Origin of the sequence: Phyllobacterium phragmitis (assembly GCF_002980495.1) — a bacterium.
GTDB lineage: Bacteria > Pseudomonadota > Alphaproteobacteria > Rhizobiales > Rhizobiaceae > Paramesorhizobium > Paramesorhizobium phragmitis.
This window is the reverse complement of sequence record NZ_PVBR01000003.1, coordinates 166,292-191,431: the sequence shown is the minus strand read 5'-3', so window position 1 is coordinate 191,431 and position 25,140 is coordinate 166,292. Positions and strand designations below refer to the sequence as shown.

The 25,140-nt window shown below is 60.6% G+C and carries 23 protein-coding genes; 7 read left to right on the top strand and 16 right to left on the bottom strand.

Annotated elements, in window-relative coordinates; translation table 11 throughout:
* The first annotated feature begins 248 nt into the window (after positions 1-248).
* From C5748_RS04985 to C5748_RS04970, 4 genes are all read left to right on the top strand, one after another.
* Positions 249-1,265, top strand: coding sequence for a DUF4432 family protein (locus C5748_RS04985; RefSeq protein WP_105740837.1), 1,017 nt, complete (start codon positions 249-251; stop codon positions 1,263-1,265).
* A 20-nt stretch (positions 1,266-1,285) separates the two neighbouring features.
* A complete protein-coding gene (locus C5748_RS04980; RefSeq protein ID WP_245428806.1) occupies positions 1,286-2,041 on the top strand; it encodes an SDR family NAD(P)-dependent oxidoreductase in 756 nt (251 codons plus the stop codon).
* An 82-nt stretch (positions 2,042-2,123) separates the two neighbouring features.
* The gene (locus C5748_RS04975) at positions 2,124-3,209 is read left to right on the top strand and encodes a lactonase family protein (protein WP_105740835.1); all 1,086 of its coding nucleotides are present in this window, start codon (positions 2,124-2,126) and stop codon (positions 3,207-3,209) included.
* A 53-nt stretch (positions 3,210-3,262) separates the two neighbouring features.
* Positions 3,263-4,252, top strand: a complete 990-nt coding sequence (locus tag C5748_RS04970) for a LacI family DNA-binding transcriptional regulator (protein ID WP_245428804.1) — start codon at positions 3,263-3,265, stop codon at positions 4,250-4,252.
* On the opposite strand, the gene C5748_RS04965 is transcribed toward C5748_RS04970, so the two are convergent.
* The 6 genes from C5748_RS04965 to C5748_RS04940 form a co-directional block, all read right to left on the bottom strand.
* Positions 4,249-5,361 carry a M24 family metallopeptidase gene (locus tag C5748_RS04965; RefSeq protein ID WP_105740833.1) on the bottom strand — a complete coding sequence of 371 codons (1,113 nt, stop codon included), beginning with the start codon at positions 5,359-5,361 and terminating at the stop codon, positions 4,249-4,251. The two genes, C5748_RS04970 and C5748_RS04965, sit on opposite strands and share 4 nt — an antisense overlap.
* An 11-nt stretch (positions 5,362-5,372) precedes the next feature.
* Positions 5,373-6,338: an ABC transporter permease gene (locus tag C5748_RS04960; RefSeq protein WP_105740832.1), complete on the bottom strand. Its 966-nt coding sequence runs from the start codon at positions 6,336-6,338 to the stop codon at positions 5,373-5,375.
* The gene (locus tag C5748_RS04955) at positions 6,335-7,318 is read right to left on the bottom strand and encodes an ABC transporter permease (protein ID WP_105740831.1); all 984 of its coding nucleotides are present in this window, start codon (positions 7,316-7,318) and stop codon (positions 6,335-6,337) included. The genes C5748_RS04960 and C5748_RS04955 overlap by 4 nt, the downstream gene beginning before the upstream one ends.
* On the bottom strand, positions 7,315-8,076 hold the full coding sequence (locus C5748_RS04950) for an ATP-binding cassette domain-containing protein (protein ID WP_105740830.1): 762 nt from the start codon (positions 8,074-8,076) through the stop codon (positions 7,315-7,317). Before C5748_RS04950 ends, C5748_RS04955 begins: the two co-directional genes overlap by 4 nt.
* On the bottom strand, positions 8,066-8,905 hold the full coding sequence (locus C5748_RS04945; RefSeq protein WP_105740829.1) for an ATP-binding cassette domain-containing protein: 840 nt from the start codon (positions 8,903-8,905) through the stop codon (positions 8,066-8,068). The genes C5748_RS04950 and C5748_RS04945 overlap by 11 nt, the downstream gene beginning before the upstream one ends.
* A gap of 72 nt (positions 8,906-8,977) precedes the next feature.
* Positions 8,978-10,174 (bottom strand): substrate-binding domain-containing protein, encoded by a 1,197-nt coding sequence (locus C5748_RS04940; RefSeq protein WP_105740828.1) that lies wholly within the window; start codon positions 10,172-10,174, stop codon positions 8,978-8,980.
* A gap of 234 nt (positions 10,175-10,408) precedes the next feature.
* On the opposite strand from C5748_RS04940, the gene C5748_RS04935 reads away from it, so the two are divergent.
* Genes C5748_RS04935 through C5748_RS04925 form a run of 3 tightly spaced genes read left to right on the top strand, consistent with a single transcriptional unit; the run spans position 10,409 to position 13,533 of the window.
* The gene (locus tag C5748_RS04935; protein WP_105740827.1) at positions 10,409-11,608 is read left to right on the top strand and encodes a CaiB/BaiF CoA transferase family protein; all 1,200 of its coding nucleotides are present in this window, start codon (positions 10,409-10,411) and stop codon (positions 11,606-11,608) included.
* A complete protein-coding gene (locus C5748_RS04930) occupies positions 11,605-12,753 on the top strand; it encodes an ABC transporter substrate-binding protein (protein WP_105740826.1) in 1,149 nt (382 codons plus the stop codon). The genes C5748_RS04935 and C5748_RS04930 overlap by 4 nt, the downstream gene beginning before the upstream one ends.
* A gap of 9 nt (positions 12,754-12,762) precedes the next feature.
* Entirely contained in the window at positions 12,763-13,533 is a 771-nt protein-coding gene (locus C5748_RS04925; RefSeq protein WP_105740825.1) for an enoyl-CoA hydratase/isomerase family protein, read from the top strand.
* A 67-nt stretch (positions 13,534-13,600) separates the two neighbouring features.
* Here C5748_RS04925 and C5748_RS04920 read toward each other — a convergent pair whose 3' ends face one another.
* The 10 genes from C5748_RS04920 to C5748_RS04875 form a co-directional block, all read right to left on the bottom strand.
* Positions 13,601-14,911, bottom strand: a complete 1,311-nt coding sequence (locus C5748_RS04920) for an extracellular solute-binding protein (protein WP_105740824.1) — start codon at positions 14,909-14,911, stop codon at positions 13,601-13,603.
* An 80-nt stretch (positions 14,912-14,991) separates the two neighbouring features.
* On the bottom strand, positions 14,992-15,840 hold the full coding sequence (locus tag C5748_RS04915) for a carbohydrate ABC transporter permease (protein WP_105740823.1): 849 nt from the start codon (positions 15,838-15,840) through the stop codon (positions 14,992-14,994).
* Positions 15,841-15,843: 3 nt separating this feature from the next.
* A complete protein-coding gene (locus tag C5748_RS04910) occupies positions 15,844-16,719 on the bottom strand; it encodes a carbohydrate ABC transporter permease (protein WP_105740822.1) in 876 nt (291 codons plus the stop codon).
* Position 16,720: 1 nt separating this feature from the next.
* Positions 16,721-17,818 (bottom strand): ABC transporter ATP-binding protein, encoded by a 1,098-nt coding sequence (locus C5748_RS04905; RefSeq protein WP_105740821.1) that lies wholly within the window; start codon positions 17,816-17,818, stop codon positions 16,721-16,723.
* A gap of 29 nt (positions 17,819-17,847) precedes the next feature.
* Positions 17,848-19,356: an arabinosylfuranosidase ArfA gene (arfA, locus tag C5748_RS04900; protein WP_105740820.1), complete on the bottom strand. Its 1,509-nt coding sequence runs from the start codon at positions 19,354-19,356 to the stop codon at positions 17,848-17,850.
* A 109-nt stretch (positions 19,357-19,465) separates the two neighbouring features.
* On the bottom strand, positions 19,466-20,386 hold the full coding sequence (locus tag C5748_RS04895; RefSeq protein WP_105740819.1) for an ArsR/SmtB family transcription factor: 921 nt from the start codon (positions 20,384-20,386) through the stop codon (positions 19,466-19,468).
* Positions 20,387-20,480: 94 nt separating this feature from the next.
* Positions 20,481-21,965, bottom strand: a complete 1,485-nt coding sequence (locus tag C5748_RS04890; protein ID WP_245428803.1) for an NAD(P)H-dependent oxidoreductase — start codon at positions 21,963-21,965, stop codon at positions 20,481-20,483.
* Positions 21,966-22,010: 45 nt separating this feature from the next.
* On the bottom strand, positions 22,011-23,534 hold the full coding sequence (locus C5748_RS04885; protein WP_105740818.1) for a tripartite tricarboxylate transporter permease: 1,524 nt from the start codon (positions 23,532-23,534) through the stop codon (positions 22,011-22,013).
* A gap of 56 nt (positions 23,535-23,590) precedes the next feature.
* The gene (locus C5748_RS04880; protein ID WP_105740817.1) at positions 23,591-24,091 is read right to left on the bottom strand and encodes a tripartite tricarboxylate transporter TctB family protein; all 501 of its coding nucleotides are present in this window, start codon (positions 24,089-24,091) and stop codon (positions 23,591-23,593) included.
* A gap of 63 nt (positions 24,092-24,154) precedes the next feature.
* Positions 24,155-25,138, bottom strand: a complete 984-nt coding sequence (locus tag C5748_RS04875; RefSeq protein ID WP_105740816.1) for a tripartite tricarboxylate transporter substrate binding protein — start codon at positions 25,136-25,138, stop codon at positions 24,155-24,157.
* Positions 25,139-25,140 lie beyond the last annotated feature (2 nt).

The window sequence follows — 25,140 nt, the reverse complement described above, 5'->3', positions numbered from 1 at the left end:
GTAAAATGATGTCTTTCACGGAGGAATAAATCAAGCCGTTTCTAAGCGAGAGCGGCACTTTCAACGGCAAAACACAAGATTTTTGAAGAGTTTGCGATCATTCCGCTCCTGGCTTCGCGCTGAAGAACCTTTATGATGATGTAAAATGATCTATTTTGATGTTGACTCACATCATTCTGCGGATCAATATCCTGCTCGTCGGAGGGGAGGTTCTTCGGCCACGACATAAGCATGCCAGGGAGGATACCATGTCAGACGCGAGCGGCTTCACGCCCGATCCGCCCGTTCGGGTGAAGGATTACAAGATCGGCTGCATCGGCGCGGGAATGATCATGTCCGAATGCCATCTGGCGGCCTACCGGGAAGCAGGTTTCCCGGTCGTCGCGATTGCGTCGCGAACGTTCTCGAAGGCAAAGGCGGTTGCTGAACGCTGGCGCATTCCGGCAGTGCACGAAACGTCCAACCAACTCATTGCCGATCAAAATGTCGAGATTCTCGATATAGCCTTTCCACCCGATCAGCAGCCGGACCTGATCCGCGCAGCATTGCGACAGCCGCACATCAAGGCGATCCTTGCGCAGAAACCGCTGGCTTTGACGCTTGACGAAGCAATTGCGCTTCGCGACGAGGCGGCGAAGGCCGGCGCCAACGAAATCCGGCTGCACGACAGGGTGGTGAACCGCGGCTTCTATCGCACGCCGCATATGTACTGCTACCACATCAATGTCGGATATCCGGTTCTCGCGGACGGCGCCCGTTACCTCGCGCCGATCAGCGATGTGGTCTGGGCGGCGCATGCGGGCGATAGCTACAAAAAACAGGACACGGGCTACCGCACCATGCCGCCGCCGCAGATGCGGTTCCATGAGCAGGTCTGGCAGCATGAAATGGCTGCCGACAGGAATGGTGAGGTACCCGTGGCGCTGGTCAACGACAGGCTGGGCATCGGTTTCGAAGTCGTGACCCGCAAGGATCAGTTTCCCTGCATGTATGAATGGCAGAATTTCCAGGCCGGGCAATATGCGCTTGGGCTCGAGCCCTCCACCAATCATGTCTTGGGGCATGGCGCGGCGCGCGAGCGGGGCGAATTGATCTGTCTCGAGCATGGCGAGGAGCGACGCTACGACACGACGATGCGCATCCTCCCCGACGACGCCGCCATCACCGCAAGCGAGAGCCGGATCCGCGCCATTGCCGCCCAGCCGCAGGACGATTATCCGCAACCGTCCGGCAATCATCTGCCGCTTCGCGGGCCAAGTGCATGAAAGCCAAAGGGGTATCGCCAATGATATTGGTCGCCGACAAGACCATTCTCTATACCGGCGCGGCCGGTGGCCTAGGCATGGAAACGACGCTGAATTTCCTTCGGGCCGGCGCAAAGGTGGTGGCGGTCGACAACAATCCTGCCAAGATCGCCGATTTGAGCGGGAAGGTGGAGCAAGAGGGACTGCAAGGGCTGACGATCCGGGCCATCGATCTCTCGGATCTGGCCACATTGCGACGGCGCCTCGAAGAGGTCTCTGCTGAGACGGGCGGATTCGATATCGTCATCAACAATGCCGCCATCTATCCGTCGAAACCTTTCGAGGAATATTCGATTGAAGAGATGCAGGCGGTGCAGCGCGTCAATGTCGATGCCGGCATCGTCTGCGTGCAGGTGGCCTTGCCGCATATGCGAAAGGAAGGCTGGGGCCGCATCGTCAATATCGCCAGTGTCACGGCCTATGGCGGCTGGGCGAACCTGTCGCCCTATGTCCAGTCCAAGGGGGCGCTGATCGGACTGACCCGTGCATGGGCGCGGGAATTCGGTGCGTACGGCATCACCGTAAACGCTATTTCGCCGGGCGCTTTTCCGACCGATGCCGAAAAAATCCATCCAGATCCGGAAGGCTATACCCGCTTCGTGCTCGATCACCAGGCCGTCAAAAGGCGCGGCGCGGCGAGCGATATCTCGAATGCGCTGATGTTCCTCGCCTCGGATGCGGCAGGCTTTATCACCGGCCAGACGCTGAATGTCGACGGAGGCTGGGTGATGCACTGACAACGCCGCAGCGCATCTTTTCTTGACTAACGGCGTCGATGCAAGCACCTCATTGGACGGAAGCGTTTAGGGGAGGAATCGTGTGAACGGGCGTTTGTTTCTGGCAGTCGGATCGCTGAACCGAGAGGCGCCCTATTTTCAGGGCGCGCGTGGTGAGGGCCTGACCATATATTCCCTTGATGAGGAAACTTTCGAGGTGAAGCGGCTCGCCTCGACAGGTTCGATCGACAATCCGACTTTCCTCAGTGTCGATCCCCGGACGGCAACCATCTATGCCAATTCCGAGGTGTTCGGCTGGCACGAGGGGACGGTCAGCGCCTATCGCTTTGAGAATGGCGAGATCGTCTATCTCAACAAACAGCCGACGCTCGGCAGCATTTCCGCCCATAACACGATTTCCAGGGATGGGTGTTTTCTGCTGGTCGCGAACTATGCCATGGGGTCGGGCGGGCCCGATCAATCGCTGATAGTGCTGCCGATCCTGGCAGACGGCCGGCTGGGTTCCCCATGCGGGAGTGCCGCACATCCGGGTGCGGCCGGCCATGTAGCGGACAGGCAGGAACGCAGCCATGCCCATTGCGTCGTCGAAACGCCGCAAGGCGGAGCCTTTCTCGTTGCGGACCTGGGGCTTGACGAAGCCATTCTCTACAGGCTGACGCCCGAAGGCGTGCCGCAACGCATCTCATCGGTGAAGCTTGCCGATGGTGCAGGACCACGCCATATCGCCCAGCATGCCAATGGCCGGTTCGTCTATATCGCGAATGAACTGGATTCCACGGTTTCGCTGATCGAGCGAAATGGCGACGCTCTGGCGCTTACCCAGACGCTGCCTACGGCACCGCGAGACACCGAGACCCATGGTGCCGATATCCATCTTTCCCCCGACGGGCGTTTTTTATATTGCTCCAATCGCGGGCACGACAGCATAGCCGGCTTCGCGGTCGATCAGGAAACGGGCCGGCTCGATCCCCACGGCCATACGCCATCGGGAGGCAAGACGCCGCGCAATTTCGCCATCAGCCCGGACGGACGCCTGATGTTGGTGGCCAATCAGAACGAAGATTGCATCGTCATTTTCACCCGGGATCAGGAGACCGGAACCTTGAGGGACACCGGACGGCGCATCGAAATCGGCAACCCCGTCTGCGTGAGACCGTTCCGGCTGTGACGGATACGCCTGCCTCTCCTCGAAAGGCGCGCCGAAAGGGATCCGGCGTAACCATGGCGGACGTTGCCGCCGCCGCCGGCGTGTCGATGCAGACAGTCTCGCGCGCCTTGCGCTTTCCGGACACCGTCACGCCTGAGACGCGCAGGCTCATCGAGGAGGCGATCGAGAAGACGCATTACGTGCACAATCTGGCGGCGAGCCATCTGGCATCGGCGAAAAGCAATACGGTCGCGGCTGTCATTCCGACCCTCTCCGCCTCGGTCTTCGCGGAGACGATCCAGCATTTCTCCGACGTACTAAATGCCGAGGGTTATCAGATCTTTCTCGGCAATACGGATTACCAATCCAATCGCGAGGAGGCGGTGATCCGCAGCCTGCTCGGACGGCGTCCGGATGGGCTTTTCATCATCGGAACCCAGCATACGAGAAATAGCATCACACTCTTGCGTCGTGCCCAGATTCCAATTGTGGAGGGTTGGGATATGACGGCACGGCCGATCGACGGGCTGGTCGGCTTCTCCAACAGCGAGGCAATTGCGGACATGGCCCGGCATCTCGCCCGGTCGGGCCGCCGGCGGATCGTTTTCGCCGGCGTGCTGCGCCAGGGCGACAGTCGTGCGGCGGAGCGTCGAGATGGGTTCGTCGCGGCGATGGCGGAGCTTTTTCCCGGCGAAAAGCCGCGCCTGTGCATCGCGCACGATTTGCCGCTGGCGATGGAATCCGGCATTGAGCTGCTTTCCCGTGTCCGTGCCGAGCACCTGGATGCGGATGCCATCATGTTTTCCAGCGATATCATCGCCTCCGGCGCATTGCTCGAAGCCGTGCGACGCAAGCTGCCCGTACCGGAAAAGCTTGCCATCACCGGTTTCGGTGATTTCGAGTTTGCACGTCATCTCAACCCGCCTTTGACCACGGTCGCGGTGCCGTCGGCGAGGATCGGCCGCGAAGCGGGCAGACTTCTATTAGAAGGCATGAAGGGCCAAGCGCCATCACAAAAGCGTATCGATGTCGGCTTCCGACTGATGATCCGGCAAAGCGGCTAGATCCCGGGCTGATGCGCGAAATCTGTCAGAATTTCACAGCCGTCATCCGTCACATGCAGCATGAATTCGAGTCGCACGCCACCGATATCGGGATCAAGCGCCGTCGGCTCCACCATGATGACCATGTCTTTTTTCAGCGTCTCGCGCTCATAGGCGACGAGGCGCGGCCATTCGTGAACACCGGTGCCGATTGAATGACCCGAATGATGTGCATATGAATAGCCGTGACGGTGGATATGATCCTGCAGGCTGCGGTCGAGCGCGCCGATGACGACACCGGGCCTCACCGTTTCGATCGCCAGTTTCAGCGCGGATTTGGCCGCCGAATAGAGCTTGAGGAAACCGGGCGAGGGAGTGCCGATCATGGCCGAGGCACAACTGTCGCCCCAATAACCCTGGACGCGGGGGGCGAGGTCGCAGATCAGCGGATCGCCCGTGGCGATCCGGCGGTTGCCCGGCCAGCCCATGAAAGCCGACGTGCGCTCCTTGCCCGAAATCAGATCGCCCGTCACTGGAAGGCGTTCGCCGATACGGCTTTCCATCGCCAGCCGGACATCGGCGAAAATCTCCAGTTCACTGCGACCTGCGCGCGCAGCCTGGAGAAAGGCGCGCTGCCCCGCCGAAGCCGTCAGCGCAGCTTCCCGCAACAGCACGATCTCGGTTTTGGACTTGATCGCCCGTTCACGCTTGAAGGCAGGTTCGACAGAGACGCGCGAAAAGCGCTCGACGAGCGGCAGGAGCGACAAGGGAAAACTCTGCTCGTCGATTGCGATCACGCCGCCGATACCGAGTTCTTTGGCCATTTCGGCTGCGGCCGTCCGATAATTGGCAAAGACGTCTGTCGGATCCTTATAGGAAAAGCCTTCATAGGTGACGATCCGATCCGCCCAGCTCGGCGTACCCCCCTCCAGATTGGTGACAACCAGGCCGCATTGCCCGTCGGTGCCGATGATCGCAAGGCTCGGCCCTCCAGCAAATGGCGATGGACCCGCTTCGATCGAAACGATATGTCCCGTCGAATAGGCGACGCCGTCCGGACTGGTGAAGAGGCCCCAGTCGGCCCCTGACGCCTTGATCGCGGCTATGGTTCTGGCAAGACGCTCGTTCATCACCGGGCTCCTCAGATCAGGTTACGAATATGCTGGTCGCGCCCATAGGCCGCAACGAGAAGCAGGATAAGGACGCCGAGCGCTGATTGAACCATGGCTTCGGAAAGCCCGATGCCGATCAGTACGGTTCTGAGTTCGATCAGCACGATGGCGCCCGCGATTGTTCCGACGAATCCCCCGCGTCCGCCGATAAGCGCGGTGCCGCCAATAACGACGGCTGAAACGGTCTGGAAGAGATAGGGCGTGCCGACGCCGGCACTGGATGAGCCGGTGAAGCCCAGGAGAAAGATGCCGGCAAGCGCCGCAAAGATGGCGCTGATCGCAAATGTCATGGCCCACATGACGACGGGCCGGACAAGGGCGAGTTCCGCAGCCTTCGGATTGGAACCGAGCGCGTAGAGTTTGCGGCCATAGATGGTCCTGCGCAGGACGAAGATCGTGGCTATCGTCAAGATGAGGGTAAACGGTATCAGCCAGGGAAAAGGCAGCGGACCGACAGAGCCGCCGAGTGAAACGAATTCGTTGATGAAGGGTGGGGCGGATCCCGTCGGCAGGCCGCGCGTCCAGATCTGCACGAGCGCCTGGACCACAGTGCCCACACCCAGCGTCACGATGAGTGGATGGATCGCCAGTGCAGCAGAGATCGCGCCCGAGAAGGCGCCAATCAGTGCCGCGCCAACGAGAACGATCGCCAACACCAACCAGACCGGCATGCCACCGCCGTAAAGACTGGCAAAGACGACATTGGCAAAGCCGATGACAAAAGGAATGGACAGGTCTATGCCGCCCAGGATCATGACCAGGGTCTGCCCGAGCGCGGCGATCGCCAGGAGCGAGGCAAGGATCAGCATAGCCCGGATCGAGAAGACGCTTGAAAAGCCGGGTATCAGTGTAGCCCCGACCACAAAGACCAATATTACCCCGGCATATGCGATCAGCGCGCGATTGCCTGCCAGGTGCGTAAGAACCGTGTTCATCGCGGCACCGCTCGAGCTTTGAATAGGTGTTTCAGTTTTTCCGAATTCAGGCAGACCGCCAGGACGAGAACCGCGCCATAGGCCATTTGCAGCACGAATGTCGAGACATTGAAGGCTGTCAGCATGCTCTGGAGAAGGAAGATGTCGGCGGCGCCCAGAAAAGCCGCCGTCATGCCACCGACACCGCCGGCAAGGCCCACCCCGCCCAAGGCAACGGCAGCGATTGCGATAAGCGTGTAGCCCGGACCGATATTGGGATCGCCGGAGCCGATCAGCGCCGTCAGCGAAAGCGCGGCAAGACTGGCGAAGACCCCTGCGAGCAGATACGCGACAAATCGTACGGCCGGCACATCGACACCTGATGTGTAGGCTGCGCGATCGTCGCTGCCGGTCGCCATCAGAAGATCGTAATAGGGCAGTCGCTTGACCAAGAGCCATAGGAGCACGGCAAGGCCGACCGGCAGAATGGACCAGGGCCCTGCGAGTGCTGCCAGCCAGGCCGGAACGGAGCCGGATGGAGAAGGGAGCACCGTAAGCGCCAGGCCGGCATAGATCAGATAGGTTCCCAGTGTAGCGACGATCGGCTGGATTCGCAGAATTGCTGCCAGAAAGCCATTCAGCGCGCCGGAAGCCAGGCCGATCAACAGTGCCGCCGGCACGATGATCAGGGGAGAGGTCACTCCCGCCGCCATGATCAGCCCCTTGACGATGATCACGTTGATCAAGCCCATGAGCGGGCCGACCGACACGTCGATGGAGCCGCGTCCTGCCAGAAAGGGGATCGTCATGGCGAGAGAGGCGAGAAGCAGGGGAGCGGCCAGCCCAAGAACGGAGCCCCAGTTATGAGGCATGAATCGTGCAGGGTTGAGCCAGATATTGGCCGCCAGCAGGATAAAGAAAAGCAGGGCTGCAAGCCGCGTATTCCGCCGTTCGATGAAAAAGCGGGCGAGCCCTCCAGGGCGAACCGATTTCGTGGTCATAAGGCCACCTCCTTTTGACCGAACATGGCGGCGATGACACGGCTCATGGTCATGGCCTTCTTTTCGATCACCTCGGTGCGCTCGAAATCACGAAAGATCGATACGGTATCGCAGATTTGCAGGATCTCCTCGATTTCGCTCGACAAAATGACCAGAGCGATGCCCTTTTCGCGGGCAAGCTGCCGGAAAGCGTCGTAGAATTTCAGCCGGGTGTTGAGATCGACACCGCGGGTGGGATCGTTGAGCAGCATCACCCTCGGCTCGAGGGCAAGCAGCCTTGCAAGCAGTATCTTTTGCTGATTGCCACCGCTCAGCGACGAAATGGGAGCTCCCATCGAGGGATAGCGGATCGAGAGAAATTCCGTGTAGGCGGCAAGCTTTTCCTTCTGCTTTTTGCGATCGAGAATACCGGCGAAGGAAAAACGGGGCATGGAGGGGATGCCGAAATTGTCGAGGACGGAAAGAACCGGGAAGATGCCGGTCGAGCGCCGGTCGCGCGGCAGGTACACAACACCATGGCGGGCGGCGGAATGATGACTGGAGTAGCCCACGAAATTTCCACCTGCGGTATTGATGCGAACCATGCTGTCTCGGGGCCGGTTGAAGCCCGCCAGTGCCAGCAGGAACTGCTCCTGCCCGTGACCTTCGAGCCCGGCAAGGCCGGTGATCTCGCCGGCACGCAGCGTGCCGGAGACGGGGTTACGCCCCGGCGCCAGCCTGAGGTTTTCATATTGTAGCATGACACCGTCATTCGACATGGATATGTGCCTCCGGTGCCATGAGATCGAGCAGCCGTTGGCTGGTAATGCCGTCGCGCTCAATGGTCTCAATGATACGGCCGCTGCGCAGCACGGTGACGTGATCGGACAGCCGCTTGACCTCTTCCATGCGATGCGAAATGAAGATCACGATGTTGCCTGCCCGGGCATAATCCTCCACAGCATCGAATACGAGATCGCGATCGGCATAATCGAGAGCGGCAGTCGCCTCGTCGAGCAGAAGAATCGAAGGCAGGCGCATGAAGGCGCGGGCGATGACCACAAGTTGTTGTGCAGCGAGTGCCAGGGAACCTGCCGGGGCGTCAAGATCAATCGGGAACCGGCCAAGGACGGCAAGCAGACCTTCGGCTGCAGCCCGCCTGCGCGACTTGTCGAGTGACCTTAGGAAAAATCCGTCATAGCCGAGGAAAATATTGTCGGCGACCGAGCGATGAGGTGCGATCAACACCTCCTGGAAGACTGTCGAAAGGCCCCGATTCTGCATGTCGCGTGGTGAGGAGGCGACGATAGTTTGACCATCGAGAACCACCCGTCCATCCGACGGGGCGACCACACCGGACAGGATCTTCAGCATGGTGCTTTTGCCAGATCCGTTTTCGCCTAAAATTGTGTGGATGCCGGGCCGGAAATTCACAGTTACCGTGGTAAGCGCGGCTGTTTCTCCATAGCGCTTGCCGATGTTTTCCATGCCGAGCGATGTGACGGGCGCCGCCTGCCTGACATCGTCGCCACACGCGGACAGCAGCACTTGGTGAATGCGCGACGGCTGACTGCTCGGTTTGGATTGCGGTTTGGCAGTCTCGAACATGATCTGCGGTGTCTTTCAATACCGTTGCCGCACGGGCATGGCCGGATTTAGACCATGCCCGTGCGGACGCACTCAATTGGTGCACGAAGCCGGCACCTTGGAGAAATCGTAGAGTGGCGTCGCCGCACCGTTGGAGAAGTAGCCGTTCAACAGCTCTTCCGGAAACGGATCGGTCGGCGGGATGGGGAAGATTGCCGCGGAATCCGGCTTCATGCAGTCCTTGTACCAGGAAGGCAGATCGGCCTGCGTGATCGTCGGCATCGGCGCGATAATGGTGTTGATGAGCGGCTTTTGCCCTTCGATCATGCGTAGAGCCACGCGGAAGGCATTTTGTGCCGCGACATGCGGAGAGACTTCACCACCGTAGAATTTGAAACTGTCCTGGTTCTCATGCCAGAAACCCAGCGCATCGCCAGAGATCGAGGCGGTGATCAACGGCAGGGGGCGGCCCGCTTGCTGGAAGGCCTCGGCGATGAAACGGCCTTCGCTGCCCGTCGACCAGACGGCGTCGATTTGTTGCGGGGTCGTGGCGAGCGCCTGAAGCACGGCCGATTTCGTTGTCGTACCAGTCCATTCGCCGCTGACCTTGCGAGCGATTGTCAGGTTTTCAGCTTCGGCCACCGCCTTGTCGAGACCGGCATTTTCCTGCTGGACCAGCGGATGACCGGAAATGCCTTCAATCTGAAGGATCGTTCCGCCATCGGGTAGATTTTCAGCGATACCTTTGCCCATCTGGTAGCCCCAGAGGTTCTGGTTGTGCATCACATTGATAGCATAGGGTGTAGTGACAGCGCCGGCGCTGGTGATGACGGGGATGCCCGCCTTGTAGGCGTCTTCGATGACGGCATTGAGAGCCGTGGACGATCCGGCGATCGTGGTTATGACTGAGCAGCCCTGTTCGATGAAGGCGCGCATCTGCGATATCTGCTGGGTGGCGTCTCCGTTGGAATCGGAAACGATAAATTCCGAGACATCGCCTGTCGCCTTCGCACCTTCGACCAGACGCTGGAGTTCATCATTGAAGGTCACGCGCCACGGGTTGCCCATATAGGATTCGGAATGGCACCAGCGCCAGGGCTTGGCCGGTGCTTTGAAATCCGCGTACATCGAGGGTCCGACTTCGATGGCATCCGTATAGAGTAGCTGAAGGTTTTCCGGCAGGGCGCCGATGATTTCAGCGCGATCCTGCGCCTGCGCCGTTGCCGCCGACAAGGCCAGCAACGCAACAGCCAGCGCCTTCAAGCTGACGCCCGAACAAAATTGGGACATGTTATTTCCTCCTCCACGGCGGCCTCCCGCCGCCTTTACCCATAAATTTGTTATTCATTTCCGGGAAATGGGTCAAGAAGAAAAGTGAGCGCTAACGTCGGGGATTGTCAATGGGCGAAAGGCGAGGAATGCCAAAAATCGGATAAAAATGTTAGCGCTCACTCTAGACAAACGAAAAACTTTGCGTACTGTCCGGGCCGAGTAAAAGACCTGTCTGCGGAAGGAACAAGCACAATGGGAATATTGTCGGGCTATCGCGTGCTGGATTGTTCGATCGCCATGGCGGGCCCGTTCGCAGCCCAGAGGCTGGGCGACCTCGGCGCCGATGTGGTGAAGGTGGAACCGGTCACCGGCGAATGGCAGCGCCATGTGGCCGCCGGCGGTGCCGAGGGCAATAAGGTCAATGTGTCTTTCCTCTCGCTCAACCGCAACAAGCGGTCCCTGGCTGTCGACCTGAAATCGCCCGGCGGTAAGGACGTGCTCATCGACCTCGTGAAATCTGCCGACGTGTTTCTGCAGAACTATCGCCCCGGCGTCGCAAAAAGGCTGGGCGTCGATTACGAGACGCTTTCCGCGATCAATCCGCGACTGATCTATGTGTCCATCTCGGGCTATGGCGAAGACGGTCCCTATGTTCATCGCCCGGGGCAGGATCTTGTCCTGCAAGGTATGTCCGGCGCCATGCTCTCGGCGGGGCGTGACGGCGAGCCGCCGACGGCTGCCGGTCAATATCTGGTCGATGCGGTCACCGCTTACAACGCTTTCGAGGGAGCACTGGCAGCCCTGCTGCACCGGGAGCGGACGGGCGAGGGGCAATTGGTCCAGGTAAATATGCTGGATGCTATCACCACCATCCAGATGCAGGAACTGTCGGTCTTTACCGTCGGCGGCAAGCCGCAGACGCGCTCGGCCGAACCGCATGCCCATGTCTATATCCGCGCGCCTTATGGCGCCTTCGCCACCAGCGACGGCTTCATCATCATCGCCTTCCCGAAGCTGAAAACGCTCGGTGAAGTGATTGGCGAGGAGAGCTTTTTGACCATGGTCGACGATGTCGACACCTGGACGCGGCGTGACGAAATCTTTGCCAAGACGCGTGAGAAGCTGAAGACCAGGACATCAGAAGAATGGCTTGCATTGTTGCGCGCTGCCGACATCTGGTGCGGGCCGGTCTATGGCTATGCCGATCTGGTCGAGGACGAGCAGATCAAGCACAATGGCACTTTCGTCGAGTATGATCATCCAACGGAAGGCCGTGTGAAGACGCCGGGCTTTCCGATCAGATTTTCGAAGACGCCATCGACAGTCGGTCGGGGCGCGCCGCTGGCTGGCCAGCATACGCGTGAAGTGCTGGAGGAGGCGGGATATGATGCCGAGAGCATCGAGGCATTGGCAAATTCCGGCGCGATCGCCATCGAGACGCCCTCATCATGAAGCGCTACAAGGCCCTGACCTGGGATCATCCGCGCGGATATAATGCGCTGGCGGCGGCCGCCAGGCTTCCCGCCCCGGCCGAAGCGGGCATCGCCATCGAGTGGGACAAGCAGCCGCTCGAAGGTTTCGAAAGCCACCCGATCGCCGATCTCTGTGCGCGCTATGATCTGGTGGTGCTCGATCATCCGCACATTGGCAAAGCGGTGAAGTCGGGGTGCCTTCAGCCTCTCGAAGAGGTTTTCGGCGAGGAAAGGATTGCGAAGCTCCAAGCCGACAGTATCGGGCCTTCGCTTGCCAGCTACCGCTTCGGCGGTGCGCACTGGGCACTGCCACTCGATGCGGCGACGCAGGTCATGGCTTTGCGTGCCGATCTCCTGGCTTCACCGGTGCCCATGACATGGGATGCGGTTGCAGCGCTGTCGAAGGAGACGGGCAAGGTGGCGTTGTCGCTTGCCGGGCCGCATGCCATTCTTTCCTTCCTGTCCATAGCAGCTGCTTTCGGCGAGCCGCCCGCGAAAGCAGATCCGGACTTGCTCGTCTCTGGAAGAACGGGTGAAAAAGTCTATGAACTCATGCTCGATCTTGCGGCGCGCAGTCCGGTTTCGGTTCGCGACAAGAATCCCATCGGCATTCTCGAACATATGGCGCAAAACGATGACATTATCCTTTGCCCGCTCATATACGGCTATGTGAATTATGCCGCGCCGTCGGCAGGGCGTGCTATCGCCTTCCACAATGCACCCCGCGCTGTTGCGGGTGGGCGTCCGGGTTCCACGCTCGGCGGCACTGGTATCGGAATTTCGACGCGATGCGAGATGAGCCCGGCGCTAAGGGATCATCTGCTGTGGCTGATGAGTGCCGAGGCGCAGATCGGGTTCATTCCCGCTCATGATGGGCAGCCGTCGCGTCGCGAAGCCTGGCGCGATTCCAGTGTGAACACCCGCTGGAACGGGTTCTACCGCGCTACCGCCGATACGCTGGAGGCGGCCTATGTCAGGCCCCGGCACGACGGATATATCGCCTTTCAGAGCAAGGCTTCCGCGCTGCTGCGACAAGCCTTTGGAGCACGTGCCAAAGCGAAAGACACGCTGTCTGCCCTCCAAGAACTTTATAGCGAACATCGCATCGCCGGCAGCGAACGATAGGAGCCAGGGATGACTGACGATATTCTGTTTGAGGTTGATGGTGCGATCGCGGTCATCACGCTGAACCGGCCGCAGAAGCTCAATGCCGTGACGCCGGAGATGGCGGATGCCATCGTTGCCGCCGTCAAGACATGCAACGACAACGATACGATACGCTGCGTCATCCTGACGGGTGCGGGCGAACGCGCCTTCTGTGCCGGCTCCGACATTCGGGAGCTCGATGCTTATGAAACCCCATGGCAGTTCCGCAACCGGCCGGATTATTGCGATGCATTTCGCGCACTTCTGAAACCCAGCATCTGCGCCGTCAACGGTTATGCCTTCGGTGGCGGGCTGGAAACGGCGATGTCCTGCGATATCCGACTGGCTTCGGAAAACGCCCAGTTCGCCGCACCTGAGATCAAGCTTGGCTGGATCGGCGGCGGCGGCATGGCGGCACATCTCTCGCATTCGATCGGCGCGTCCAATGCAGCGCTGATGCTGATGACCGGTGATCCGATTTCGGCTGAGAAGGCTCTTTCCTGGGGTCTGGTAAGCGAGGTGGCGCCACAGCGTGAATTGCTTGCTCGTGCGCGTGCCATCGCCGAAACAATCGCTGCGCGCGCACCGATCGCCGCGGAGACGGCCAAGCTCAATCTCAAGGCGGCCGTTTCGATGCCGCTCGAAAAGGCGATCGAATACGAGCGCGATCTTCAGACCATCTGTTTTGCTACGGCCGATGCTGCCGAGGGCAGGGCGGCATTTAAGGAAAAACGGCGGCCAGTCTTCCGCCGCCGCTGAGGAAGAGGCCAGTTGCTGGTACTCCGCGCGCCGGTATCGACGCGCGAAGCGGCGCCTCCCGGAAACGTCAGATGTTGGCGAGCAGATCGTTTATGCGGCTTTCGGCGGTGCTCAGGGCGTCATCGACCGATTTGTCGCCGTTTATGGCTGCGCCGAGTTCTTCGCTGAGGATCTCCTGGATGGCGAACTGGCGCTGAACGGCCCCGGGCAGTGACCGGCCGGTTTCGGCGATTTTCGCGATATTGTCGCGGAAAGGCAGCGCCTTGAACTCCGGCGTGTCGAAAACCGCCTTGACTGCCGGCAGATGACCGGTACGGGCCCACTGGAAATCATTGTCGGCAAGGAACTTGAAGAGCTTGCCGATGGCGGCGGTCTGCTCCGGCGTGCGGTCCTTGTGCGGCAGGACCCAGCTATGGCCGTCGGCATAGGTGCTGTCGCGCGCGGGGAAAAGTTGTGGGACGGGATAGACAGTATAGCCGCCCGCCAGTGCGGTGTCGCTCTTTTGCGACTGCGCGACATAATCGCCGATCAGCCATGTGCCGTTGACGGCAATGCCGCCGGCGCCGCCGGCAAAGGCGGAAACGGCCGCCGCATAGTCGAGGCCGAGCGTCGTAAGCCCTTCGTCGTTGATCCGCTTCATGAACTCCACGACCGCCCTGGCTTCCGGCGTGGTCAGCTTAATCTTGGTCGGATCGGCGAAGAAGTCGGAGTTCTGCTGCTGCAGGAATGTGTAGAGTATACGGGCGTAAACCGCCGTCTCATTGGCGAGGATCTGCACGAGATAGGGCTTGCCGGTCTTTTCCTTGAACTGCTTGCCCTGGGCGAAGAACTCGTCGATCGACGTGGGCAAGACAGGCGTGCCGTCGGCGTTGACGAGGTCGGCCTGCTTCATCAGATTGAGATTGACGTGGAAAAGCATGGTCCAGTTGTCGAAGGGCAGGCCGAACATCTGCCCTTCCTTGGTGACTCCATCACGCGCCGCGTCGGTGAAATCGGCAGGCGCGATGCCCTGCGATTTCAGTATCTCATCGACGGGATCGATCAGGCCGCGCGCCTGATAATCGGAGATCGCGGAATAATGCATCGACACCACGTCGGGCGCGGCGCGGGAGGCTAGCTGGGCGTTCAGCTGATCGTAGCCCGGCCATTCCACGGTGGTCACATTGACGTCGATATCGGGATTGTCGGCCTCGAACTTGTTGATCAACGAGGTGATGATGCCGCATTCGCCGACGGCGGCGGAAACATCGGTGACCTTGCCATAGTCGGCCTCACAGGCGCCAAAGAAGCGCTGGAGGTCAATGGTCGTCTTGGCTTCAGCGGCGCCGGCCCAACTCAATGCGACGATTGCTGCGGTACTCAGAAGAAAATTTCTCATGCTATTACCTCCCTTTTGTGGGCTCTCGCCCCTTGGTCTAAAACCTGCCCGGCCAAGCTCCTCCCGACCGAAAACAGAGGTCATTTCACAGCGCCGCCGGAAACCGCGGTGACGATATGGCGCTGGAAGATGATGTAGACGATCAGCACCGGCAGGCTGGCGAACACCGCCTGCGCGCTCAGGAAGCCGAGTCCCTCGCTTTGCGCAAAGTTGATTTGCGACGAGGCGATGCCGATGGTGAGCGTGAACATTTCCTTCTTCGTGGCCGAGATCAGCGGCCACCAAAAATCGTTCCAGGCCTGCAGGAAGGTGAAGATGCCGAGCGTGGCCTGCGCCGGCAGGGTCAGCGGCAGCATGATTTTCCAGAAGATGCGGAACTGCGAGGCGTTGTCGAGAAGCGCCGCCTCGTCGATCTCCTTGGGAATCGCCTTGAAGAACTGCGTCATCAGGAAGACGCCGAAGGCGGACGACATGCCCGGCAGCATCAGGCCGAGATGGGTGTTGTGGAGGCCGAACCAGTTGAACATCTGATGGCGGGCGATGATGACGGCCTGTTCCGGCACGGCGAGCCCGAAAAGGACGATGACGAAGATCGTCCGCCGAAATGGAAATTCGAGCCGCGCGAAGGCATAGCCTGCCAGCGATGACAGGACGAGCACGCCCAGAGTCTGGCCGACGGCGACCACCATGCTGTTGAAGAACCAGCCGAAGGCCTGCGAGGAGTGCAGGATGTTGATATAGTTGACGAGCGTATAGGGCAGTCGGAAGACCGATTCCGTCCCCAGCATGAGTTCCTGGTTGTTCTTGATCGACAGGCCGACGAGCCAGGCGACGGGCGCCATCATCACGATCGACAGAAGCGCAGCCATCCATAGAAGCGACCGGCTGCCGCCTGAGTTATCCGGCTTGTAGGTCATGTCCCGGCTCATTCCCTACCCCTCCGCTTTCCTGTTCGAGACGATGTACTGCACCATGGCCGCGCAAAGGATGATGAGGAAGAGCAGTTCTGAAGCCGCCGCCCCCTTGCCGACATCCCAGCGCACGAAACCCACCTCGTAGATATACATGACGAGCGGGCGCGACGTGCCGCTTGGGCCGCCATTGGTCATGAGCTGCGCCTGGCCGAAAAGCTGGAACTGCATGACGATCTGGATAATCGTCACCAGCATGACCGTCCGTGCGATCGACGGCAGGGTGATCCGGGTCAGCATGCGCCAGCGGCTTGCATTGTCGAGCGCGGCTGCCTCGTAGAGATCAGCCGGGATCTGCTGCAGCGCTGCCAGGAAGAGCATCATCGGCAGGCCGAGGCACCACCAGACCGTTGCCACGCCGATAGACAAGAGCGACCAGCCGGCAGTCGACAGGAAATTGATCGGCTGCAGGCCGAGTTGCCCGAAGATCATCGGTATCAGGCCGTCGCCCGGGATGAAGACAAAACGCCAGATCAGCGTGACGGTGGCGACCGACAACACGGATGAGGAAAAGAAAAGCCCGCGCAGGAACGAAGTGGCGCGCGTCGTCCTGTTCAAGGCAAGGGCGCAAAAGAGGCCGAGCGCTACAAGGGTGGGAACACTGAGCGCGACGAACACGACGGTATTGCGGAGCGCCTGCAGGAAGACCGGATCGGCCAGAACCCTGGCGTAATTGGTAAGACCAACGAACCGCCCCGACCCGAACAGATCCACCTTGTGAAGGCTCAGCCACACGCTCCAGAAAAGCGGGAAGACGAGGAGCGCGGCGAAAACCGTGAGATAAGGTAGGACGAAGAGGCCATGGCCCCAATGGCTGCGGCGGTAACTTTCGGCCATGTCAGCCCCCATCCGCATGGTGGGCCACGCCGTCGGCGCCGAATAAATGAATTGCCGATGTGTCGAGCGCGATCTCGAGCCGGTCGCTGGCGCTGGCTTCGCTGCGGCCGTCGGCTTCGGCTGTCAACCGCGTGCCATCGGAAAGACGGCCATAGACCAGCGTGCGATCGCCCAGCCGTTCGACCACTTCGACGATGAGCGGAATGCCGGGCTGGCCTGCCGGAAGCACGGATATGTCTTCGGCGCGAATGCCGAGCGTGGCGCCCTCAGAGGAGAAAGCGGCAGGCAGGCGGAAGGCCGCGTCAAGTGTTCCAAGGCCGGCGGTATCGATCGATGCGCCGTTGCCATTTTGTGAGATGTTTCGGACCGGGATGAAGTTCATCGCCGGAGAGCCGACGAAGCCGGCGACGAAGCGTGTTGCCGGCCGGCGGTAGATCGCTATCGGCGTGCCGATCTGCTCGATCTTGCGGTTGTGCATGACGACGATCCGGTCGGCGAGCGTCATGGCCTCGACCTGATCGTGGGTGACGAAGATCATGGTGCTGCCGAGGCGGGTGTGCAATTGGGCAAGCTCCAGACGGGTGCGCCCCCGCAAGGCTGCGTCAAGGTTCGACAGCGGCTCGTCGAAGAGAAAGGCCTTCGGCTCCTTGACGATGGCACGGCCGATCGCCACGCGCTGCCGCTGGCCGCCCGACAGTTTTTGAGGCTTGCGGTCGAGCAGATGGGCGATTTCCAGTGTCTCGGCGGCGAAGCGGACACGTCGTACGATCTCCTTCTTCGGCACCTTGATGTTTTCAAGGCCGAAGGACATGTTCTGGGCGACCGTCATGTGCGGATAGAGCGCATAGGATTGGAAGACCATGGCGACGCCGCGTTTTCCCGGAGGAAGCGTGTCGATCCGCTGATCGCCCACCGCAATCGTACCTTGGGTCACGTCCTCGAGGCCGGCGATCATCCGCAGCAGCGTTGACTTGCCGCACCCGGATGGGCCGAGAAAGACGACGAACTCGCCCGGCTTGATGGAAAGCGAGATGTCGTCCAGCACGGAAAGCGTGCCGTACCTCTTGGTGACATTGGCGATTTCGATCGATGCCGACATGGTTTTCCTCCCCTGCCGTCCGTCCTGACTTACGCGCCGAGCCGGATCATTCGGTAACTTAGCGGTGCGACGGTCATGGCGAGCCCGCCGTTCGAGACTTTCGCGCCCGCTCCGTCACGCGGCGCTATCGCTTCTTGCCCCGGCCCGTTGACGTCGCGAAGCCCGTGCCCCTCGATCACCTTGTCCATGATTACGCTGCGCTCGCCGAAACCCTGCAGGGCAAGGTCGAATTCGATCGCCTTTTCCTGATGGCGATTGACGATGAAGAAGGTCAGGGCGCCGTCCGCTTCGCTCTCGACGGCCGAGACATCGAGATAGGGCACATTCTCGGCAAAATCGGTGGAATAGCTCGGGCAGTCGAGCGAAATCTGGAATGCCTTTCCGCGCCCGTATTGCGAGGCGAAGAGATAGGGGAAGAATGTCGTCTGCCGCCATGCCGGACCGCCCGGAACGGTCATGATGGGAGCGATGACGTTGACGAGTTGCGCCAGGCAGCCGACCTTCACCACATCGCAGCGGCGGATGAAGGTGTTGAGGATGAGGCCCACCTGCAGCACGTCCTCGAAATTGTAGATATCCTCCAGCAGCGCCGGCGCATGAGGCCATCCGTCATTGCCCTCCAGCACTTGCCTGTCCGCCTCGCGGGAGTGATACCAGACGTTCCATTCATCGAAGCTGATATAGACGTCCTTCTTCGAGCGCTTCTTCGCCTTGGTATAGGCAATCACCCCGGCGATGGTGCCGATATAATCGTCGAGGCGGGCGTTCTGCGCCAGATAATCGGCTGTGTTATCGGCGTGATTGTCGAAATACATGTGCAGGCTGATGTAATCGACGGAATCATAGGTGTAGTCGAGCACCGTGGCTTCCCACGCCGGATAGGTCGCCATCTTGGGCGATGACGATCCGCAGACGACGAGCTCGATCGACTTGTCGAAGGCCCGCATGGCCTTTGCGGTCTCAAACGCGATGCGGCCATATTCGTCCGCCGTCTTCTGGCCGATCTGCCACGGACCGTCCATCTCGTTGCCCAGGCACCACATCTTGACGCCCCACGGCGCCTCGCGGCCATTCTTGCGGCGCAGGTCAGACCAATAGCTGCCGCCCGGATGGTTGACATATTCGAGGAAGGCGCGCGCCGCATCGAGCCCGCGCGAACCCAGATTGACCGCAAGCATCATCTGCGTACCGGCGGCTTCGGCCCAGTCGGCAAATTCGTGGATGCCGACCTGGTTGGACTCCGAACTGTGCCAGGCGAGGTCGAGGCGGACAGGGCGCTGATCGCGCGGGCCGACTCCGTCCTCCCAATCATAGGCCGAAACGAAATTGCCGCCGGGATAGCGCACGATCGGCACGTCGAGTTCACGGACGAGATCGATGACGTCCTGGCGCATGCCATTGCTGTCCGCGGTCGGATGATCGGGTTCGTAGATGCCGGTGTAGACGGCGCGGCCCAGATGCTCGATGAATGAACCGTAAAGGCGTGGATCGATAGTGCTGATGATGTAGCCGCTGTGGACGGTTCCGGCTGCCCGCATGCTTTCCTCCCATTATATCTGAAAATCAGATATATATCATTATTGAGGATAAGATACACGCGATTGCACGGGCGTCAACCGGTCTTGCCGATCAAGTGGCGGCGATGCATCAGGTTTTCAGCCGCAGGACGATATCCTGATCGTAGTTTCCAAAGCCCCGCCCGAAAATATTGATGCCGCCCGGATGCTCTGCGGTTTCAGGCACTTCGATACGCAGGCGGATCGAGCGATGGCCGAGGAGGTCGAGGTCATCGAGGCTTGTGTCGGAAACACGCACGCCGTCGATGAATGTGCCACTGGATGTCACGCGGAAGCATTTCAGGACGCCGTATTGGCTACCGCGAAGCTTCCACCAGTCCGGGGTATATTTTCCGCGTCGGTCGCCGAAGTCGCCGGGGGAAGTCCAGGTGGCGATGGCTTTGCTATTGATCGACAGCGTGATGTCGGACGGCCAGTTGTCGGAGGTGCCGGGAACCTCCGACGAGAGTTCCAGGATCAGTTCCAGTTCCTTGACGTTCGATCCCTTGATCCTGGCGTTGTTGGGGAACTGATAGTCGACATAACCCCTTGTAAACCATAGCAATCCGGCTTTCATCCGGTCAGGGGTGAGGAACGTATCCGGATTGTCGAGATAGCCGATGATGCCATCCTGCGAGCACATTCCGCAGGGCGCGGCGACATCGTAACCGCTGTAAAGGCCGACGGGCATGGCGACCTCGATCGCCTCGTCGGCGGTCTTGGCCGGGCTGGCAAAGGACAGCACGATCTCATCATGTATGGCGTGGCAGATTTTCTGACTGCCCTTGCGCGCCTTCTGCGCCTCCGTCCGGATGAGGCCGACCTCTTCGAGCAGGTTGAGATGGGTGGAGGTGGTCGATTGCGGCAGGTCGAGGATTTCCGCGATTTCGTTGACGTTCAGGGGGCCGCGGCTATGCAGCAGTTCCAGTATCGACAAGCGCGCCGGGGCGGAAAGGCATTTCAAGACCTCCTTTCCGCTGTCCGGAGTTATCATCAGGAACCGGTTGCTCATAGCGTCGCCCTCAAATCTTTGATTTGATCCATATCAGACATTTTGATATAGTCAAACGGCGTCATCGGGCGATTTTCGATAAGGGCGACGCTGTTTATATCGAGGGTTTCTCCTCCTGCGGTCTGCCATGCTCCAAACAGCCGGGCGCGTCTGATGGCTGTCCGCGACGCTTCTCTCCCAACTCATGCTCGGCGTCATATGCGTTCCCGAAGAAGAGCGCATCCTGCCGCCGGCGTAAGTCGAGAAGGCGCGAATCCTCTGCGGCGATATCACCGAGACGGATCGCGCTGCCGGCTTTCACCGGGCGGACCAGCCGTCGGTTGGCGATGAGGTAGAACGGCGCCGGCCGCTCCGCTTCGAGCGGTGCTCCCGGAATGAGCGCCGACGAGACGTTCTCGATCGCGTGATGATGCCCGGTGGCCGTCAGTAATGTCCCGGCGCCAAGATCGGCATCGGCAATGGCAACGAGATCGAAGCGCGGCCGGGGATGCCGGGAGCCGCAGGAGAGCCCCTTGAGCCCCGCTTCGAGCACGCTGGTGGCAGCCTCCAGACCCAGAAGATGACGGGGCAGATAGACCATGGCCGTCGCGCCGTTGCGGCTGACGATATGCCCTTTCCCGGCGAGAAGTTCCCAGCTTGCCGCATCCCGGCAGCGGATCACGACGAAAACGCCGCCGGCAAAGCTGATTTCGCCGGGAAGGCGCAGGCAGTGAAAGACATCCATCCGCCGCCCGCCTTGGAGAAGCCCACCATCCTCCCGCGTCGAAAACAAGCTTGGCACCTCCGATATACGGGCGAGGGGACAATGAAGCTCCGGCCGGTCGGGGACGAGATCGATGGAATGGGCCGCGACGGCGAGTTCGCAGAGATCGGGAACCGCGCGTTGCGGCAGTTTCGCCGCCGCCTTCGCCCGTGCCGCGACGAGTTCGGCAATGTCACCCTCGCCAGGATCGAGATGACGGGCAAAGCCGGCGGCATCGATGGTGACGCCGTTGCTCGTCAACGTTTCGGTCGTGGGATTGAAGACGAAATCATATTCGCTCGACTTGCCGGCGCAGACGATCTCGAAGCCGAGAATTTCCGCCCAGGTGACGAGGCCGATCAGCAGGCTCGGCTGGTCCCCATCGACCGGCGTAACCACCTTTCCCTTGCCGGCGGCGAGCAAGGCGAGACCGGGACCGATGACGCTGTCGACCTCCTTCGAGACCAGCGCAACATGTTTGCCGGCTTCGATCGCGAGTTCGGCATGGCGGGCGCCCGCTTCGGGATGGCCGGTCGCCTCGACCAGCACATCGAACGGCAGATGGACGACATGCTGGAGCGCGCCGGCGGCGATGGAGCAACCCTCCGCCCAGGCGCGGCTCGCCTCTTCCTGGCTGTGACACTCGGCTATAGTCTCCACCCCCACGGATTTCAGGGCGGTCCAGGCCGTGGCGCTGTCGATATCCACCGCGATGCGCGCATTCATCAGGGAAACACGCTGCGCCTGCGCCAGGAAACTTCGGCCGAACCCGCCGGTGCCGACGATGCATGCTTCGACAGGCCGGGTCGCGTCGGCAAAATAATCGTGGAAGTTCATGAAAGTCGGTCCTTTTCTAGCAAAGGCAGGAGGCGGGCGCAGGCATCAGACCTTGGCCGGATGCCCGGCGGCGCGGCGGTGCAAGCTGCGCAGGCCGACAGCCCTGGCGAGCAGCGGCCAGATGAGCATCAGGACCCCGAGCGCCATGATCCCCGAGACGAGCGGGTTCGACCAGAAGATGCTCAGCGATCCATTCGACATCAGCATCGACTGGCGGAAGGCATCCTCGGCCTTGTCGCCGAGAACCATGGCGAGGACGAGTGGCGCAATCGGGTAATTCAGCTTCTTGAAGAGATAGCCGAGAACCCCGAAGCCGAGCACCAGCCACATATCGAAGGTCGAATTGGCCACCTGATAGGCGCCGGAGAAGATGATCGCGACGATCACCGGTCCGACGATCGTAAACGGCACCCGCAGGATCGAGGCGTAGAGCGGAACGGTGGCGAGCACCAAAAGCACGGCGACGACATTGCCGAGATACATCGATGCGATGAGTCCCCAGACGAAATCAGGCCTGTCGATGAAGAGCATCGGCCCCGGCGTCAGGCCCCAGATCATCAGCCCGCCCATCATCACCGCGGCGGTAGCCGAACCGGGAACGCCGAGGGCCAGCATCGGCAGCAGAGCCGACGTACCGGCAGAATGATCGGCGGTTTCCGGCGAGACGATGCCGCGCGGATCGCCCTTACCGAATTGCGATTTGTCCTTGGCGAATCGCCGGGCGAGACCATAGCTCATGAAGGATGCGGCGGTCGGACCGGCGGGCGTGATGCCCATCCAGATGCCGATCAGCGTCGAGCGCAGGATCGACCAGCCATAGCGCGGCATCTCCTTCAGCGTCTTCAGCACGTCGAGGGGCCTGACGCGCGCCCTGATGCCGTCGAAGCGCAGCCCCTCCTCCGTCGTCAAAAGCAATTCGCCGATGCCGAAGAGACCCATGACGGCAACGAGGAAGGAAATGCCCTTGATCAGATCCGGAATGCCGAAGGTGAGGCGAAGCCCGCCGGAGATCGTGTCCATGCCGACGGTGGCGAAGGCGAAGCCCAGCATCATCGTGACCAATGTCTTGGCGGGTGCGTTGGCGCTCATGCCGATGAAGCTGGCGAAGGCGAGGAAATAGACGGCGAAGAATTCCGGCGATGAGAACTGCAGCGCAAACCGCGCGACCCAGCCGGAAAGCAGCGTGATCATCACGACGCCGGCCAGCGCTCCGATGCCGGCGGACATGAAGGCAAGCGTCAGCGCCCGCGTCGCCTGGCCACTCTTGGCCATCGGATAGCCGTCGAACGTGGTCGCGACCGAGGAAGGCTCTCCGGGAATGTTGAAAAGGATCGAGGTGGTCGATCCCCCGAAAAGCGCACCCCAATACATGCAGGAGAGAAGAATGATGGCCGAGATCGGATCCATCGTGAAAGTCAGCGGCAGGAGCAGCGAGACACCGTTCGGCGCTCCGAGGCCCGGCAGCACGCCGACCAGGATGCCCAGCATGACCCCGATCATCATGATCATGAGATGATGCATGGTGAGGACGGTGGCGAAGCCGTCCATCAGATAGCCGAAATTGCCCATCGCCTGTTTCCTCCCAAGCGGTTCCGACGATCCGGAGATCGTCGTCTATCGTCGGATCAGTAGATGCCGAGCCAGCCCTCGATAGGTCCCTTCAAAAGCGGAACCTGAAAGCCGATCTCGAACACGAGATAGAAAAGGCCGGTGACGGCCAGTGCCGCCAGGGCGGATATCCACCAGCGATAGCCTCCTTGCCACATCATGGCGCCGCAAATGTAGAGCGCCGTGCCCACATAGAGGCCGAGAAGCAGCGAAACGATCATGAAGGCGACGAGCGGCAGAAAGAAACCGAGAACCGGCCTGGCCCTCTCGATATCGAGGAACACCTCGCCGTCATGCTGGTAAAAGAACATGCTGCGCAGCAGGGTCACCAGACTGCCCAGGATGATCAGGACGCCGACATAGAAGGGAAAATAGCCCGCTTCCGGTCCCATGTCGCTCCAGCCGATACCGCTCCGCCACGACCCGTAGCAGATGGCGAGACCCGCCCCCGCCGTCAGGAGCGCCGTGATGATTTCCATCATCTTGCGCGACACTGATTGCTTTTCAAATTCAGCCATGCTCGCCTCCCGAGCGTTGCAGGAATGGGAGACGCCCCTTTGGGAGCGTCCCCCTGGATTGGTTCACTCGACCAGCCAACCCTCGCGTTTCAGCACTTTCTGGACATTATCCCTGTCGCGGGTCTGATAGGCCTTGAATTCATCACCCGCCATAAACTGCGATGTCTGCGAAGTCTTGGCAACGTAATCCGCCCATTCCGGTGTCTCGGAAACTTTCTTCAGGACATCGCGGTAGAAGGCGACCGCGTCCTCGTCGACACCGGCCGGCAGCCAGACGGTGCGCGGCATGCGATAATTGTCGATCGCCAGGCCGGCCTCGGCGCAGGTCGGTATATCGTGCCAGCCCTTGCCCTCATGCACGGGTTCGCTTTGCGGAAAGCGGTCCGGGCGGAAGACGCAGAGCGGCTTCACCATGCCGGCCTGCCACTGGCCGCGATTTTCGTTGGGATTGTTCACATTGGCGTCGATATGACCGCCGGCCAGCTGAACGGCTGCCTCGCCGCCGCTCTTGAACGGAATGTAGCGGAATTCCGCCCCCGTCACGTCCGCAATGGTCGAGACGAGAATCTGATCGGTATCCTTCGACTGGCTGCCGCCGAACTGGAGCGCCTTCGGCTCGGCCTTCGCCGCCTCCACGAATGATTTGACGTCGCCGAATTTGGATTGGCCATTCACCCAGATCAGGAATTCATCCAGCGCAAGCGTTGCGACGGGCGTCAGGTCTTCCGGCGCATAGGGAACCGCCGCGACGCTCGGCAGGAGATATTCATTGTTGGTGCCGAATGTCAGCTTGTAGGGGTCGCCCTTGTAGCCGGCGGCGTAGACGAAGCCCTCCGCTCCGCTGCCGCCGCCCTTGTTGGTGACGACGACTGGAGCATTCATCAGCTTGTGCTTGGCGATGATGGATTGCACCGTTCTGGCAAAATTATCGGTGCCGCCGCCTGGGCCCGATGTGACGACGAACTCGACCGGCCGCGTCGGCTCGAAGGCGAGTGCCGGCCCCGTGGTCGTCAGCGCAAGCAGCGCCAGGGTAATCTGTTTCAGCATAT

Excerpts from the sequence above, each read along its gene's own strand:
- C5748_RS04985 (WP_105740837.1), top strand. The coding sequence starts at position 249 with ATGTCAGACGCGAGCGGCTTCACGCCCGATCCGCCCGTTCGGGTGAAG.
- C5748_RS04980 (WP_245428806.1), top strand. The coding sequence starts at position 1,286 with ATGATATTGGTCGCCGACAAGACCATTCTCTATACCGGCGCGGCCGGT.
- C5748_RS04970 (WP_245428804.1), top strand. The coding sequence starts at position 3,263 with ATGGCGGACGTTGCCGCCGCCGCCGGCGTGTCGATGCAGACAGTCTCG.
- C5748_RS04965 (WP_105740833.1), bottom strand. The coding sequence starts at position 5,361 with ATGAACGAGCGTCTTGCCAGAACCATAGCCGCGATCAAGGCGTCAGGG.
- C5748_RS04960 (WP_105740832.1), bottom strand. The coding sequence starts at position 6,338 with ATGAACACGGTTCTTACGCACCTGGCAGGCAATCGCGCGCTGATCGCA.
- C5748_RS04955 (WP_105740831.1), bottom strand. The coding sequence starts at position 7,318 with ATGACCACGAAATCGGTTCGCCCTGGAGGGCTCGCCCGCTTTTTCATC.
- C5748_RS04950 (WP_105740830.1), bottom strand. The coding sequence starts at position 8,076 with ATGTCGAATGACGGTGTCATGCTACAATATGAAAACCTCAGGCTGGCG.
- C5748_RS04945 (WP_105740829.1), bottom strand. The coding sequence starts at position 8,905 with ATGTTCGAGACTGCCAAACCGCAATCCAAACCGAGCAGTCAGCCGTCG.
- C5748_RS04940 (WP_105740828.1), bottom strand. The coding sequence starts at position 10,174 with ATGTCCCAATTTTGTTCGGGCGTCAGCTTGAAGGCGCTGGCTGTTGCG.
- C5748_RS04935 (WP_105740827.1), top strand. The coding sequence starts at position 10,409 with ATGGGAATATTGTCGGGCTATCGCGTGCTGGATTGTTCGATCGCCATG.
- C5748_RS04930 (WP_105740826.1), top strand. The coding sequence starts at position 11,605 with ATGAAGCGCTACAAGGCCCTGACCTGGGATCATCCGCGCGGATATAAT.
- C5748_RS04925 (WP_105740825.1), top strand. The coding sequence starts at position 12,763 with ATGACTGACGATATTCTGTTTGAGGTTGATGGTGCGATCGCGGTCATC.
- C5748_RS04920 (WP_105740824.1), bottom strand. The coding sequence starts at position 14,911 with ATGAGAAATTTTCTTCTGAGTACCGCAGCAATCGTCGCATTGAGTTGG.
- C5748_RS04915 (WP_105740823.1), bottom strand. The coding sequence starts at position 15,840 with ATGAGCCGGGACATGACCTACAAGCCGGATAACTCAGGCGGCAGCCGG.
- C5748_RS04910 (WP_105740822.1), bottom strand. The coding sequence starts at position 16,719 with ATGGCCGAAAGTTACCGCCGCAGCCATTGGGGCCATGGCCTCTTCGTC.
- C5748_RS04905 (WP_105740821.1), bottom strand. The coding sequence starts at position 17,818 with ATGTCGGCATCGATCGAAATCGCCAATGTCACCAAGAGGTACGGCACG.
- arfA (WP_105740820.1), bottom strand. The coding sequence starts at position 19,356 with ATGCGGGCAGCCGGAACCGTCCACAGCGGCTACATCATCAGCACTATC.
- C5748_RS04895 (WP_105740819.1), bottom strand. The coding sequence starts at position 20,386 with ATGAGCAACCGGTTCCTGATGATAACTCCGGACAGCGGAAAGGAGGTC.
- C5748_RS04890 (WP_245428803.1), bottom strand. The coding sequence starts at position 21,965 with ATGAACTTCCACGATTATTTTGCCGACGCGACCCGGCCTGTCGAAGCA.
- C5748_RS04885 (WP_105740818.1), bottom strand. The coding sequence starts at position 23,534 with ATGGGCAATTTCGGCTATCTGATGGACGGCTTCGCCACCGTCCTCACC.
- C5748_RS04880 (WP_105740817.1), bottom strand. The coding sequence starts at position 24,091 with ATGGCTGAATTTGAAAAGCAATCAGTGTCGCGCAAGATGATGGAAATC.
- C5748_RS04875 (WP_105740816.1), bottom strand. The coding sequence starts at position 25,138 with ATGCTGAAACAGATTACCCTGGCGCTGCTTGCGCTGACGACCACGGGG.